Source organism: Caballeronia sp. KNU42 (genome assembly GCF_053760385.1).
Map to the genome: position 1 here is coordinate 467105 of NZ_CM132389.1, position 15078 is coordinate 482182.

Here is a 15078-nt window from a genome sequence, read left to right on the forward strand (position 1 = left end):
GGTTTGACTGCCGTCACCGTGAGGGCGAAGATCCCACCTTTTCTGCCATTCTGCGGCTACGGCCCCAGGGAAGCGAACCCTCATGGTTTGATCCGCGTCACTTTTCGAGCACTTCCTTAAGCGTCGAGTGGGTGGTCTTGAACGTCATCATCACGACCACGCTGAGCGCGGCGAGCAAACCGCCAAAGCGCATTGTCGTTGCAATGCCCAGGTGGTCCACTAGGGCGCCACCGGCAAGCGAGCCGAGTGCAATCGCGATCTGCACGGTACTGACGAACATCGACGAACCGGCTTCCGGGCGATCAGGCGAACTCAACTGCATCCAGACGCTCAAGCACAGCGGAATCGCGCCGTAGGCAAGTCCCCACAACCCTACGGCGGCGATCACCCCTGCACGGGAAGCCTGCAGCATGGGCAATGCAATCAGGGCGACCAGCACGAGCATGCCCAGCGACAGTAACGACACCTTCAGATGGCGCGTGACGATCGATGAAACAGCGAAGTTCGCAACAAAGCCGACGACCCCGAAGCCGAGCAGAACGGCGGTGATCCATGAAGCGCCGAATGCAGCATTGCGTTCGAGGAAGGGGGCGATATACGTATAGGCTGCAAAATGTGCGCCGAAGAGAAGGCCGACCATCAAAAGGCTGCGTCGGACGTTGGAGCGCGACAGCATCGCCCGGAAGTCCTCCGTGCGCATCGCGGCCTTCGGTGCGAGCGAAGGCAGGAACACGGCCTGCGCCGCCAACGCGACAGCGGCGAGCATCGCGGTTGCGACAAAGGACATGCGCCATGAGCTCAGGTTCGCGATCAGCGTGCCGAGCGGCACGCCGATCACGGTCGCCAGCGTAATGCCCATGAAAATCGTTGCGCTTGCACGGGCGGCCTGATCCTCGCGGATCAGTTGCCCGGATGCGCCAAGCGCGACGGTCCAGAAGCCGCCAAGGCTGGCGCCCAGCAGTGCGCGACCGATGAGCATCACCGCAAAGCTGGGCGCGATGGCGGAGATGAGGTTCGATGCGAGCAGCAGCACCGCCAGCGTCAGCAGGATCAGGCGCCGGTTGATGCGTCCTGCGGCGAGCAGCAGGACTGGCGCCGAAATGGCGGCGATGATGCCAGGCGTGGTCACCATGAGCCCGGCGGTACCGGACGTGACACCGAGGTCCCGCGCGATCTGCGGCAACAGCCCGACGGGCATGTATTCCGTCGCGACGAAAGCGAATGAACCTACTGCTACTGACAAGACCGCAAGCCACGACGGGCCGCGCGATGCGGGCTCACGGGAGGGAATGGGCGCGATGGACGACGCGCTGTCGTCTGCAAGCGACCCTGAAGGGCTCCCCGCAGGGCAGATAAGTTGCTGGGCATTCATTGACGTTCTCCGGTTCGGCTGACAGCAAAGTGCCGGCGTCTGGTTGCGCGGTGTGCGTGCATGACAGCCAGTCACTACTGCCTGGTGACCCGAAGAATAGGAGCTTCGATGGGGAATGTGGCTCCCCATGAACGCGACGCGCGGGCAACGGGATATGATCGAAGCGCTTTGCGCCGGCACGAGTCAACGAATGCTGATCGAAAAAACAGCGGCGGCCTGCGCACCGGTTTCGAGGGACGAGCGCTTGTGTAACGCCGTGGCGATCGATTGCATCGACGACCTGTTCGATATCACGCCTGCGGTTGAGCGCAAGCCGCGTAAGGGCAAACGCTTCCTGATGTGTGGGCTTACGCGGACTCCGCGAAACTCGCTTGAGAGGACATTGACTTGGCACCAGGAAACTTCAACGATATCGCGACGTTCGTCTCCGTGGTCAGGGCTGGCAGCTTCACGTCGGCGGCGCAGCAACTCGGCATCACGCGCTCCGCAGTGGGCAAGATCATTGCGCGCCTGGAGACTCGCCTGCAGGTCCGCCTGCTCCACCGGACCCCGCGAAGCCTCGGTCTCACGGATGACGGAGCCGTATACTTCGCACGTTGCACGCAACTTCTGGAAGATCTCGAAGAGACCGAGACGGCGATGGCGGTACGGAGTGCGACGCCCACGGGCACGCTGCGCATCAGTGTGCCGATTGCGCTTGGTCATCGGCAAGTGCTCCCCGTCATAGAGTCGTTTCTCGAGAGCTGGCCCGCAGTGACGGCCGAGGTCAGCTTCACGGACAGATTTATCGACCTGGTCGACGAGGGATTCGATATCGCGATCCGGGTCGGCGAGCCCAAGCCGGACTCCCGCCTGATCGCGCGCACCGTAGCGACACAGAAGCTGCTGACCTGCGCTTCGCCGGATTACCTCGCAAAGCGAGGCATACCCGCCGCGCCATCCGACCTGACAAATCATGAATGTCTTCAGTTCGTGAGCGCGGGACGCCCTCAATCATGGTTGTTTGCCAATGCCGGGCAAGAGACCGTCAACTTGAACGGCCGCTTGAGAATGGACAGTGCTGAAGCGCTCGTCAACGCGGCGGTCCGTGGCGCAGGCATTGTCAACATGCCCTCCTACCTTCTCGCGGCTGACATCTCGCAAGGACGATTGCAGCCCATCCTGCAGGCGTTTGCGGTCGAAGCGCTGCCCATTCGTGCGATCTATCCTTCCCGGCGACATCTCGCGCCTAAAGTTCGCCGCTTTATCGATTTCCTGTTTGAGGCCTGGCAACCGTTGCCGCCCTGGGAGCGAGAAATCGCATAGGGAGGGCTGGCAATGGGCTGATCGCGAGGAATGGCTATCCGCTTTGTCGCGTCCTCTATTGCTCTGGACATCCCGGCATGTGTTTGATACCGTTACCGGTAACATGCACGTGACCATAAACTCATCGGCGCAGCTCACGATGTATTCTGGAATGAGCCGTCAGTCGAACTCGACAACGGCGTGCTGCAGCCGCACAGATCCAGCGCGACAGTAGAAACCCGTACGGCAATGGCCGCCCTCGTTCGAGACAACGACCAAGCGGTCTCCAGCGGCGAAGCACTGCTCACCGAATACACGCGCTACCCGCCAAGCTGTGCCCCTACAAAACGAACCTGAGACATTCACGTTTATGAACTCATCCAACCCCACCGATACACACGATACCGACGACTCTGCAGCACCGCGTCTGCGCAGCCGCCGCTGGTTCGACGATCCCTCCAACCCCGGCATGACCGCGCTTTATCTCGAGCGCTACATGAACTACGGCATCACGCGCGAAGAACTGCAGTCGGGCAAGCCGATCATTGGCATCGCGCAGACGGGCTCAGACCTTGCGCCGTGCAATCGCCATCATCTCGAGCTCGCGAGCCGCGTACGCGACGGCATCCGCGACGCAGGCGGCATTCCGCTCGAGTTCCCCGTTCACCCGATCCAGGAAACCGGCAAGCGCCCCACCGCCGCGCTCGATCGCAACCTCGCTTATCTCGGTCTCGTTGAAATCCTCCACGGCTATCCCATTGACGGCGTGGTCCTCACCACCGGTTGCGACAAGACCACGCCTGCATGCCTGATGGCCGCCGCCACGGTCAACATTCCTGCCATCGTGCTGTCGGGCGGACCGATGCTCGACGGCTGGTATCACGGCAAGCTCGCGGGCTCCGGCACGGTCATCTGGGATGCGCGCAAGCGCTTGTCCGCCGGTGAGATCGACTACCCCGGCTTCATGGACATGGTGGCGGCTTCCGCTCCGTCGGTCGGGCATTGCAACACGATGGGCACGGCCCTCTCCATGAACTCGCTTGCCGAAGCACTCGGCATGTCATTGCCCGGTTGCGCGGCAATTCCCGGGCCGCATCGCGAGCGCGGCTGGATGGCGTATGCCACCGGCAAGCGTATCGTCGGCATGGTGGCGGAGAATTTGCGCCCATCGGACATCATGACCAAGGGCGCATTCGAAAACGCCGTGGTCGCGGCAGCGGCGCTCGGCGCTTCATCCAATTGTCCGATTCACATGATCGCGATCGCGCGCCACATGGGTGTCGATCACACGCTGGAAGACTGGCAGCGGCTTGGCCCCGAGGTCCCGTTGCTCGTGGACTGCCAACCCGCCGGACGTTTTCTTGGCGAAGCGTTTCATCGTGCAGGCGGCGTGCCGGCCGTGATGAAGGAACTGCTGGATGCAGGCAGGCTCAACGGCGCCGTGCGCACGGTGACGGGGCGCACGCTGGCTGACGATCTCGCCGCTGTGCCAACGCCCGATCGCGAAGTGATTCGCGCGTACGCGAACCCGCTGAAAGAGTCGGCCGGTTATGTCGTGCTGTCGGGCAACCTCTTCGACAGTGCGGTCATGAAGGTCAGCGTGATCGACGAGGCGTTCCGCAAGCGCTTCCTCACTGACCCGGATCATCCCGATGTGTTCGAGGGCAAGGTAGTCGTATTCGAGGGTCCTGAGGACTATCACGAGCGGATTGAAGACCCGGCAACGGGCGTCGACGAACGCTCGATTCTCGTGATCCGCAATTGCGGTCCGGTAGGCTTTCCGGGTGGCGCGGAAGTGGTCAACATGCAGCCACCGGCAGCGTTGCTCAAGCGCGGTATCGATACCTTGCCGACGCTCGGCGACGGCCGTCAGAGCGGTACGTCGGCAAGTCCGTCCATCCTCAACGTGTCGCCGGAAGCGGCCGTTGGCGGAGGCATCGCGCTGCTCGTATCGGGTGACAGGATCCGCATTGACCTGAAGACGCGCAAGGTCGACCTGATGATCCCCGAGGCTGAACTTGCCCAACGTCGCGCGGCCTGGAAGCCGCCCGTGCTGAAGAACCTGACACCGTGGGAAGAGATTTATCGCAGCATGGTCGGACAGCACGGCAGCGGCGCGTGCCTCGAACCGGCCACGCTGTATCTCAACATCGTCGAGGCGCGCGGCGAATCGCGACATAACCACTAGGGCGCCCTGACGCCTGAACACCATCCTTCTGGAGACGCACAACATGCCTCACGCTTACCTCCCCTCCGACCTTGACGACGCGCTGCTGATCGGCCGCGTCTGGCGGCCCGCGCCTGTCAGCGGACCGTCGGTGATCGTCGTGCGGCGCGGCGAAGTCGTCGACATCACATCAACAGCCGCTACCACCGCCGATCTTTTCGATCGCGACGATGCCGTTGAGATCGCGCGCCATGCACCGGGCGAATCACTGGGGTCAGTCGATGCGCTGATCAGCGCGTCGCTCGATGCATCCACACATGTCACGCATTTGCTCGCGCCGTGCGACGTGCAAGCGGTCAAGGCATGCGGCGTGACCTTCGCGGTAAGCCTGCTTGAACGCGTGATCGAAGAACACGCGGGCGGCGATGCAAGCAAGGCGCAGGAAACGCGTTCGATGATCAACGAGTTGATCGGCGCGGATCTGTCGAAGATAAAACCCGGTTCCGAGGCGGCGGCCAAGTTGAAAGCCGAACTCGAACGGCGCGGTGCGTGGTCGCAATACATGGAAGTTGGAATTGGTCCGGATGCCGAAGTATTTTCGAAATCGCAACCCATGTCGTCGGTTGGATTCGGTGCGGACGTGGGTTTGTATCCGACTTCGAAGTGGAACAATCCCGAGCCGGAAATCGTGCTGGCGGTGAACAGCGCGGGCACAATCGTAGGTGCGACGCTCGGCAACGACGTGAACCTGCGCGACATTGAAGGCCGCTCCGCGTTGCTGCTCGGCAAGGCGAAGGACAACAACGGTTCATGCTCGATCGGCCCCTTCGTGCGCCTGTTCGATGGAACGTTTACGCTCGACACCGTGCGCGAAGCGAGTGTGTCGCTGCGCATTGAAGGCGCGGACGATGGCTTTGTACTCGACGGCGTCAGCCACATGCGCGAGATCAGCCGCGATCCTGCTGACCTGGTGGCGCAAACGCATGGCGCGCACCATCAGTACCCGGACGGCTTCATGTTGTTTCTCGGCACCATGTTCTCGCCGATCAAGGATCGCGACACGCCCGGCGGCGGCTTCACGCATCATCTGGGCGACGTGGTGACGATCTCTACGCCGTCGCTGGGCTCGATCGTAAACACCGTGCGGTTGTCGACGGAAATTACGCCCTGGACGTTCGGGGTACGTGCGCTTTACGGCAACCTGGCGGCGCGCGGCATGCTTGGGAGCACGCACACGTCCTGAAGATGAATCGATACGGCGCACTCGCCTGATAAAGATCGGACGAAACTTAAGCGCCGCTCGACTGCGTCCTTGCCCGCACATGCTGCAAGGACGCGTTCGTCATTCTTACTGATTGACGAGGTCTTTGAACGCTTTACCGGCGGTAAACTTGACCGTCTTTGCGGCAGCGATCTGGATGGTGTCGCCAGTCTTCGGATTGCGGCCCGTGCGCGCGGCGCGTGCGCCGGTGCTGAAGGTGCCGAAGCCGACGAACTGAACGCTGTCGCCGCTGACAACGGCTTGCGTGACGGTGGAGATGAATGCATCGATAGCTTCAGCAGCCGCGGCCTTGCTCGTGCCGGTGGCTGACGCCACGGCGTCAACGAGTTCTTGCTTGTTCATTTCTGTTTTCTCAAAGATGGGTACGACGCACTGCCCATGCGGTTTGCATGGCGGAAGCGTCACCTTACCGGACACGCACGCTAGAGGCAAATCCGTTTTCTTGCGGATAGGCAGCCGGTTTGATCTGGGTTTGCGCTTCTCACCGCCAGCGATTTCGCACTTCGGGGTGTCGCAGGCGGCGGTAAACCCGGGCGTCATGGAATGTAAATGCGAATTCAATGGTTTGCAACACGCTGAAGCTGTGTAAGCATTCTCGCTGCCTTTATCGTTGAAACGCGGCTAAAAGTGCTTTATATAAGCGGTTTTCGTTGACTTCGTTCGCGCCTTTTCTTCAGTCCCTCCCCTCGCGCACCACTCCCATGAGCAAGAAAAAGATCCTCCTGAACGCGTTCAATATGAACTGTGTCGGCCACATCAATCATGGCCTGTGGACGCATCCCCGAGACCAGTCACAAGATTACCGAAAGCTTTCGTACTGGACGGATCTCGCGAAATTGCTTGAACGCGGACTGTTCGACGGCCTTTTCATTGCGGATATAGTGGGGACGTATGACGTTTATCAGGCGTCGGTCGACCTGACGCTGAAGGAATCCATACAGTTGCCCGTCAATGATCCCCTGATGCTGGTGTCCGCCATGGCGGCCGTCACGCAACATCTTGGTTTCGGCGTCACGGTGAACCTGACTTACGAGGCGCCCTATCTCCTGGCCCGGCGTTTTTCCACGCTCGATCATCTGACCGAGGGGCGGATCGGCTGGAATATCGTGACCGGCTATCTCGACAGCGCCGCGCGCGCGATGGGCCTCACCGAGCAGATTGCGCACGACGAACGCTACGATCGTGCAGACGAATACCTCGACGTCACGTACAAGCTCTGGGAAGGCAGTTGGGAAGACGACGCCGTCGTGCGCGACCGCAGCGCACGCGTGTTCGCCGATCCGCAGAAGATCCACAAGGTCAATCATCACGGCCGCTACTACGACGTAGAGGGTTATCACTTGTCCGAACCCTCGCCGCAACGCACGCCCGTGTTATTCCAGGCGGGTTCGTCGGGCCGGGGTCAGGCGTTTGCGATCCGTCATGCCGAGTGCGTATTCGTATCGAGCCAGAGCAAGGCTGGCACGCGCAAACTCGTCGATGCATTACGCAAGCAAGCGGCCGAGGCAGGCCGGGACCCTGCTGGTCTCAAGGTTTTCATGGGCGTCACTGTGGTGGTGGGGCGCACGACGGCCGAAGCCGAGGAAAAGTTCGCCGAGTACGCGAGCCATGCGAGCGCCGAAGCGGGACTTGCGCACTTTGCGGCGGGCAGCGGTATCGATTATTCGAAGTTTGGTCAGGATGACGAACTCGAACCGCCGGGTGGTCACAAGAGCCGCGGCATAGAGTCGTCGGTGCAGCGGGTGACGGACGGACAATCCGGCTGGACCGTGCGGCGCCTGCTCGATGAGTTGAAACTCGGCGGGCGGTTTACGACTATCGTCGGCGATCCGGTGCAAGTGGCTGACGCGCTGGAGTCTTGGATGGATGAAGCCGGCGTCGATGGTTTCAATCTGACGCGTACCGTCACGCCCGAAAGTTACGAGGACTTCATCGACCTCGTGATTCCGGAGTTGCAGGCGCGCGGTGTGTACAAGACCGCTTACGCCGACGGAACCCTGCGCGAGAAGTTATTCAACCGCGGCGCGAAGTTACCGGATGAGCATACGGGCGCGTCATTTCGCCGGGACCGCCATGGTTAAATAAAAGCCAAATTTGACAAATTAGCTATTTTTGCCATAATGGCGTTATTCGCCATTGGCAGGAAATAACACCATGCTTACCGAACTGCCGAACATTCAGGAACTGCCGCGCCAGAACGCCTCCCAGGTAAAGAACAAGTGGGCGGATATGGTGCGCCTGGTGCGTGAGTCAGGCAGTGTGGCCGTCACCAATCACTCGGCGGTCGAAATGGTGCTGGTCGACGCGAAGGCTTACCAGCAACTCACTGAAGAGATTCAGGCAATGAAGGCGCTGGAGCAAACCGCGCTGGATGAACTGACGAACCGGTTCAATGCGCGCCTCGCGGTGCTGCAGCAACCCGATGCCTCCCGCAAACTCAATGCGCTGCTTGACGCAAAGGGTGCGATAAAGAAACGGCCCAAGGCCGGTGCATCTTACTGATGCCCGCAGTTGATGACCGCAAGCAGTACAGCCGCGCGACCTTTCATCTTCGTCCTTGCCGGCGTCAATGGCGCCGGCAAGAGCTCGGTCGGCGGCGCCATGCTGGCCGATCATGGCCTCACCTGGCTCAACCCCGATAGCCTTGCGCGCGAGCTGAGCGCTCAATTCAACATGACTCCCGCCGAAGCAAACAGCCGCGCGTGGGAGACCGGCCGTGCCCAGCTTGAAGCGGCCATCGCGGGCGGCCAGAACTACGCGTTCGAAACCACTTTGGGTGGCAGGACTATTTCCGACATGCTGGCCAGCGCCGCGCTTACCCATGATGTGGTCATGCTGTTCTGCGGACTTTCGTCCATCGAAAAACATATGGAACGCGTGCGCTTGCGCGTCGCCAACAAAGGTCACGCCATCCCCGAGAATAAGATTCGCGAGCGCTGGGTCACCTCTCGCGCAAACCTGATCAAGCTATTGCCCTCTCTCAGTCGTCTGCAGGTGTTCGACAATAGCGTCGATGCCGCTCCGGGCCAGGACATTCCCGATCCCGTGCTGGTGCTTGAGATGACTGGAGCCCAGGTGATGTTTCCCGATCAGGATGATGCAGCCGCGTTGGGCGCCACGCCGCAATGGGCGCAGCCGATCGTACAAGCCGCCCTGGAATTCCAGCACGGATAGCATTGGCGAACGTGTTCGTATTTTTCACCAATAATCTGCATTCCGAAATAAATAGCCACCAGCACCCCCGGTTTCAATCCCACCAATCCTCACAAGCTTAGCGAATTTCAAGCTTTGCACAGAGTTCACGCGGCGTATTGGCTGAGGTATCCTCGACGCTCCAGCATCATGAGCACTCTCTTGAACACTTCCACACATACCCCCTTGAACATCGTCGTGATCGGTGGCGGCTTCACTGGCGTCGCATTCGTTATTCATGCCATTCGCGCCTGCCCGGCCGGCGTCGATCTCGACTTCACCATCGTGGAGCCGTCGGCGGAACTCGGCCGGGGTATCGCCTATGGAACGTCGGACCCGCTGCATCGGATCAACGTACCGAGCGACCGGATGAGCCTGTTCGCCGGCGACTCCACGCATGCCACGCGCTGGCTCAAAGCGCATGATGCAATCGATGCCGGCAGCAGCGACGGCCAGGGCAGCTACTACGTGTCGCGCGCGCGATACGGCGAGTATGTCGCGGCGACCCTTGACGATGTAGTAGCTGACGCGGCATCGCAGGTGCGTGTGCAGCATCGGCGAGCAAGCGCCACCGGCGTGCGCAAGATCGAATCAGGTTTTGTGGTCACGCTGGACGATGGTTCATATCTCGATGCGCATCGCGTTGCGCTATGTTTCGGCCATACGCCTTCGAAACCGCCCGGGCTCATCGACGAACAGGCTTTGCATGATCCGCGACTGATCACGCATCCGTGGGCGACGGACGCGTTGCAGGCGATCCCGCCGGACGCGTCCGTGCTGCTGGTCGGCACCGGCCTGACGATGGCGGACGTAGCCGTCACACTGATCGAGCGCGCGCATACCGGCCGCATCACGGCAATTTCCCGACGCGGTTTGCGTGCGCAGCCGCATGGACTTTTCTCCGATGCCGCCGATTTCCTCGATAACGCCGCCCCACCCGCCAACGCCCTTGAACTCGTGCGCAAGCTCAGGCAGAGAGTCGCGCGCGACGGGGCCCGCATCGGCTGGCAACCCGCCGCCGACGCCCTGCGTTTCGATCTTCCCCGGATCTGGAACGCGTTGCCCGCCCACGAACAAAACCGCGTGGTGAAGAGGCTGCTGCCGTTCTGGGACGTACATCGTTTTCGCATCGCGCCGCAAATTCATGCGGCTATTGAACGGGCCATCGAGAGCGGTCAGATGAGCGTTGCCAGCGCGGGTATTGTGGGGATCAGTCGCGTGGCGGGGCGCCTGAGCGCCAGCCTGCGGCGTCCGGGCGGCACGCATGAAACGCAGGCTTTCGATGCGGTGGTTTTCTGTACCGGACCGGCACGCGATATAGACCGGAATCCGCTCGTGAAGTCACTGCTGGAGGGCGGGTTGGCACGGCTGGATGCGGTGCGGATCGGACTCGATACCGACCTGCGGAGCCAGCTCAGGAATGCTGACGGCGAGGTGTCGCCGGGCTTGCTGGCCTTCGGTCCAATGACACGCGGAAGCTTCGGCGAAATGACCGGCGCACCCGACATCGCGCGGCATCTCGAGCGGGTGCTTCAGGACGGCAGCCTGCTTGCTTATACATCGCGTTGACGTCGCGTTGATGTCGCGTTGATGCGTGCCACCGGGCAAGCTCATTCGTGCAAAACCGATGAAGAAAACCAGACGTGCTCGTAAGCGACCGCCGCTGTCTTGTCCGGTGCGCGCTCTGAGCTCAGCCACGCCGACCTGACGGACCATGCCGTGGCGAGATCCGGCGGACTCACGAATCCATCCGCAGTCGATGCTCCGCCAACGCAAGGAATAAACCACGAGCTCATGAGTGGTCTCGCTTCATAACCCGCGTCGGTTCGTGTGATCAGCAAGGTAAGTCCGACTTCATCAGACGGGCGCCACGGAAAAATCAGGCGGCCGCCCGGACGCAGCGCCTGTAGCCACGAACGGGGCGGCGCCAGGACGCCTGCGTTCACATAAATCAGATCCGACGCGGGCAAAGGCAGCTTGGTTGCGTCGCCTAGCGTCAGGGTTACGCCCTCGAACGCTTGCAAATTCTTGCGCGCCGCCTCGAACAATTCCGGTTCGATTTCGAACGCTTCCACGCGACCGCCGGGTAGAGCCAGCACAGAAAGAATAGCGGTGTAATAACCCAAACCGGCGCCAATATGGCAAACCACGTTGCCGCGTTGCGGCGCGGCGGCGCCGAGCCATGCTGCGTGAAGGAACGGCTCGCCATTGTTGATTCCCTTGGCTGCATCGAGCGCAACCAGGGCGTTCTGGTAAAGATAGACAGGGTCCGCGCTGGGGGTTTCGAAGTACTCGTTGTCCACCATGATCTTCCACGGCCCAGGCGGCAAAAACGCCTCGCGCGGCACGAGCTCGAACACACGCTCGAGCCTTGGATCGTCGGACTTGCTTGCGGCAGCCATGAGCCTGGCGTAGGACCTTCTGGCTTTCGCGATATTGGCCTTTTCCTTCATGACAACCTGCCTGATCGTGCGGTTCGAAGCGGCTCGCTTTAGTCTGCCGGTGCTGCCGATGGTGCGCTTGCTGACGCGGCGCGGCAAGCCTGCATCCGCACTCACCTCGTGCGATAAGAAACGGCTTCCGGACGGCTCAATTCCGTGAATCCGATGATCTCAATACGTTCACGTCGATAAAGAAAGTCAGCATGAAAACCAAACAGCTTGCCGGGTGTTTAGCCTTGAATGCTGCCAATATGACGGGATATGCACCAGCATCTCAGGCGCAATTTTGGTCGTCGGTAACGGGAAAGCGACCGGTCAACCACACATCGATCCTCAACCCTTATTGCACACTGCACGCAGAATGAACTCTCCGCCCGTACCCGGGACGACAACCGCCGGCGCGTCTTGCTCCGGCGGCAGGGAAGCAAGGACATTGCCTTGCGCATCGTAAAAGATCAGCGCATTCACGAGCAGTGTTCTACCCTGACAGTCCGCAATGTATTGCGTCTTGACCGCCTTCGCGGGACGTCCGAGCTGCACGTCCGTCTCTACCGCCAGGACCGTCTGAGTCCACGCGTTGACACTGTCACCGCTGCGAGTAATGGAGTCTGAATCAACGCTTATGGCCTCGGCCGGGTTCGCAAAGACCTGGACCCAATCAGAGGCTATCGCCAAGGTCGACGAGACAAACAGAACTGCGCCGATCATAAGCATTCTTTTCATGTTTCTTCTTTAGATTTTAGAGGTCCTGCCGGTTGGCGGTAAAGGCATCGGTGCGCTGACTCATATCACAACACCACTACGCTGCTCGCAGCGCTTACGCGATCCGCAGCACATTAGAGGGGAATTGTCCGCAAGTTTTAGACGATACCGTCCCGTTCCAGTAGCCGCGCAGCGCATTCTGCCAGTGAAGCGCTCCGCGCCCGACTTTTCGTTCGTACGAATCGCGACAACCCCTTTCCCCGTGCATTCATGAACCGCCATACCTGCTGCGCACGAGCATTGCCGCCTTCACTGACGCGGGTCTGCCGTGGCAACGGCTTAGTCTGGCCACAAGAGGCCTTGCAATCCCGCAAGCTGCTTGAAAAAGCCGTGCAATAGCCATTCTTGTTGCAGTAAAAACGCCATTCCACCTTAATTTCGAATTGATCCGGTAAAGTCGGCCGGGCATGACGCCGGAAGCGAATTCCTGGCGGATAAAATTACTTTCAATCCAGCGACACTCCATTATCAACGCGCTAAAGGACCTTCAGAAAGCGATCGCCAAGCGCATTTGCGCGGGCTATTCGGCGACCGCTCGTTCGGCCAATCAGGGAAATCCCTTTGTCCAGACAACACTGGACAGGCGCCACGAAGCCTTTCATGGTCCATTATTTGGGCGCTTCACGCGCCCATAACTGACTGAATTTCGCAATCCGCAAGCATTGCGGCTTTTCCGGTTTGGAAAGCTTCAATAATTATTGGCACGGCGTACAATTGATTCGCCATAATTCCAAAAGCGCATATCGCCGCAGCGGCTGTTTGTTACGGACGCGCTCATGGACTTAGAGAAGTCTTGTCACAACAATGCAATGCGACGCGGCTCGGCGCTCTGGTTTTATTCTCACTCGTTAGCTCTAAATTTTGGATACGCTCATGGCAACCGGTACGGTCAAATGGTTCAACGATGCAAAAGGCTTCGGCTTCATCACACCCGATGACGGCGGCGAAGATCTGTTCGCTCATTTTTCGGAAATCAAGGCAGAAGGCTTCAAAAGCCTTCAGGAAAATCAGAAAGTAACGTTTGAGGTAAAACAGGGCCCCAAGGGCAAGCAGGCATCGAACATCGTGCCGGCCTAAGCTTGATCCGGCCGTCGCGGCGGCTGGTTTTCATCCGTCATACGGATGACGCCGGGGCGTGACCATCGATGGCCACGCCCCGTAGTAACTTTTTGCGTGCCGACAACCGCGGCAACGCGTAATGCATCAGCGACAATCAAGGCCCCCTGGACCCCGACCTTCGCTCTGTCTCTTCGCTCTATCTGCCTGTCCTGGCGAATGCATCCTCCTGCACCAGCGGCGGCTTTCCTCCCTGCACCGCGCCTTGTTTGAAGGCGCCCACAGCCGTATCCGCCGCGGAATGAGAAAGACTGAATCGTTCCTCGGGCGCGGTCCCATTCAGATGATAATTGCCGACCGCAGCCTCACGCTGGATCGCCGGATTGTGCGAAGCAATGACGCGTGCGTTGCGCCAGTGGCGATCGAGCCGGCGTGCTTCGCTCGTCGCCGACGCGCCGCCTACTTCGAATAGCAGCGTGGCGGCCTCAAGCACCTGCTCGAGCACGATCTGCTGCGCCTGGTAAGCCTGGATATCGACGGCAATGTAGTCCGCTGTCGTCGCCACGCCCGCGTTGCGCGCCTGATGCACCCTCTCGAGCGCTGCAGCTACCGACTCGACCAGCGCTTCAGCCGAGTACGCGAGACTCGCGAGGCGCCCCACGACGCGATGCACCAGCGGATTGTCACGCGGGCTCGACTGCCCCGCTACGCCAAACGTGCGGGTACGGCCCTGAACGAACGCCACGCCATCGCGCAATACAGCGCGTGCAATACCCGCGAGCGTCGCCAGGTGCACAGTCTGGTAGAACGCGGTCAGCAAGGAATTACGGCGCGGCTCCGACGCCTTGTAGCGCGTCAGAATTTGATCGACAGGCACGCGGACGTTATCGAAACGTGTGGTGCCGCTAGCGGTCAGACGCTGGCCGAAACCGTCCCAGTCGTCGGTGCGGGCCACACCCGGTGCATCGCTTCGAACCAGCACGTGGAGATCGGTCTGCGCGTCGTGGGCGGCCACGTTGATCCATTCCGAATAGAGCGTGCCCGTGCTGTAGTATTTCTCGCCGTTCAGCAGGACGAAGCCCGCGTCCGCGTCGGGCGTGACGGTCACGCTGTTGTGCGTGGAGCCGGTGCGCTCCGAGGTAGCCGCTCCAATCGTCTCACCTTTCGCAATGCGCCCCAGCCAGCGTTCGCGTGTTGCGTCATCGCCGGTTTCCAGTTGTTGCTCGATGAAACCGGAATGCGCGCGAATGATCTGCGGCAGGTTCGAGTCGGCTTCGCCCAGACGCGTCAGGAGACGGAAATACTGCGGTAAAGAAACGCCGCTGCCGCCATATTCGCGCGGCACCCGCAAGGCGGTAAAGCCGCTGTCTTTCAAACTCTGGACGGCATCGCGAGCGAGTTCACGGCCCTGCTCACGTTCTATGGTCCCTTGGCCGATGTGCTCGAATATCTCCGCGAAACGCGCGTAAAGCGCAGCGTCCGCCGGTGCTGACGTCGTCATTCACTTCTCCACTATTTGAAC

At 60.6% G+C, this 15078-nt stretch carries 13 protein-coding genes; 8 read left to right on the forward strand and 5 right to left on the reverse strand.

Features of this window, described 5'->3' with window-relative positions; genetic code table 11:
- Positions 1-97: 97 nt before the first annotated feature.
- A complete protein-coding gene (locus tag ACSOSP_RS21240) occupies positions 98-1372 on the reverse strand; it encodes an MFS transporter (RefSeq protein ID WP_455312898.1) in 1275 nt (424 codons plus the stop codon).
- 387 nt (positions 1373-1759) lie between these two features.
- On the opposite strand from ACSOSP_RS21240, the gene ACSOSP_RS21245 reads away from it, so the two are divergent.
- The 3 genes from ACSOSP_RS21245 (at position 1760) to ACSOSP_RS21255 (ending at position 6066) form a co-directional block, all read left to right on the forward strand.
- The gene (locus tag ACSOSP_RS21245) at positions 1760-2677 is read left to right on the forward strand and encodes a LysR family transcriptional regulator (RefSeq protein WP_455312899.1); all 918 of its coding nucleotides are present in this window, start codon (positions 1760-1762) and stop codon (positions 2675-2677) included.
- Positions 2678-3026: 349 nt separating this feature from the next.
- Positions 3027-4844, forward strand: a complete 1818-nt coding sequence (locus ACSOSP_RS21250; RefSeq protein ID WP_455312900.1) for an IlvD/Edd family dehydratase — start codon at positions 3027-3029, stop codon at positions 4842-4844.
- 43 nt (positions 4845-4887) lie between these two features.
- A complete protein-coding gene (locus tag ACSOSP_RS21255) occupies positions 4888-6066 on the forward strand; it encodes a fumarylacetoacetate hydrolase family protein (RefSeq protein ID WP_455312901.1) in 1179 nt (392 codons plus the stop codon).
- A gap of 105 nt (positions 6067-6171) precedes the next feature.
- On the opposite strand, the gene ACSOSP_RS21260 is transcribed toward ACSOSP_RS21255, so the two are convergent.
- The gene (locus tag ACSOSP_RS21260) at positions 6172-6447 is read right to left on the reverse strand and encodes an HU family DNA-binding protein (protein ID WP_031356592.1); all 276 of its coding nucleotides are present in this window, start codon (positions 6445-6447) and stop codon (positions 6172-6174) included.
- Between the two features lie 359 nt (positions 6448-6806).
- Here ACSOSP_RS21260 and ACSOSP_RS21265 point away from each other — a divergent pair, with 359 nt between their 5' ends.
- The 4 genes from ACSOSP_RS21265 (at position 6807) to ACSOSP_RS21280 (ending at position 10866) form a co-directional block, all read left to right on the forward strand.
- Entirely contained in the window at positions 6807-8186 is a 1380-nt protein-coding gene (locus ACSOSP_RS21265; protein ID WP_455312902.1) for an LLM class flavin-dependent oxidoreductase, read from the forward strand.
- A gap of 73 nt (positions 8187-8259) precedes the next feature.
- On the forward strand, positions 8260-8607 hold the full coding sequence (locus ACSOSP_RS21270) for a type II toxin-antitoxin system prevent-host-death family antitoxin (RefSeq protein ID WP_455312903.1): 348 nt from the start codon (positions 8260-8262) through the stop codon (positions 8605-8607).
- 12 nt (positions 8608-8619) lie between these two features.
- Positions 8620-9279 (forward strand): AAA family ATPase, encoded by a 660-nt coding sequence (locus ACSOSP_RS21275; protein WP_455313743.1) that lies wholly within the window; start codon positions 8620-8622, stop codon positions 9277-9279.
- Between the two features lie 180 nt (positions 9280-9459).
- Positions 9460-10866: an FAD/NAD(P)-binding protein gene (locus tag ACSOSP_RS21280; RefSeq protein ID WP_455312904.1), complete on the forward strand. Its 1407-nt coding sequence runs from the start codon at positions 9460-9462 to the stop codon at positions 10864-10866.
- A 41-nt stretch (positions 10867-10907) separates the two neighbouring features.
- Here the strand turns inward: ACSOSP_RS21280 and ACSOSP_RS21285 are convergent, their stop codons facing one another.
- Together ACSOSP_RS21285 and ACSOSP_RS21290 are read right to left on the reverse strand one after the other, a co-directional pair.
- A complete protein-coding gene (locus ACSOSP_RS21285; protein WP_455312905.1) occupies positions 10908-11699 on the reverse strand; it encodes a protein-L-isoaspartate O-methyltransferase family protein in 792 nt (263 codons plus the stop codon).
- A 372-nt stretch (positions 11700-12071) separates the two neighbouring features.
- On the reverse strand, positions 12072-12461 hold the full coding sequence (locus ACSOSP_RS21290) for a surface-adhesin E family protein (RefSeq protein ID WP_455312906.1): 390 nt from the start codon (positions 12459-12461) through the stop codon (positions 12072-12074).
- 912 nt (positions 12462-13373) lie between these two features.
- On the opposite strand from ACSOSP_RS21290, the gene ACSOSP_RS21295 reads away from it, so the two are divergent.
- Entirely contained in the window at positions 13374-13577 is a 204-nt protein-coding gene (locus tag ACSOSP_RS21295) for a cold-shock protein (protein ID WP_031356584.1), read from the forward strand.
- A 178-nt stretch (positions 13578-13755) separates the two neighbouring features.
- Here the strand turns inward: ACSOSP_RS21295 and ACSOSP_RS21300 are convergent, their stop codons facing one another.
- Positions 13756-15057, reverse strand: a complete 1302-nt coding sequence (locus ACSOSP_RS21300; RefSeq protein WP_455312907.1) for an acyl-CoA dehydrogenase family protein — start codon at positions 15055-15057, stop codon at positions 13756-13758.
- Positions 15058-15078: the final 21 nt, after the last annotated feature.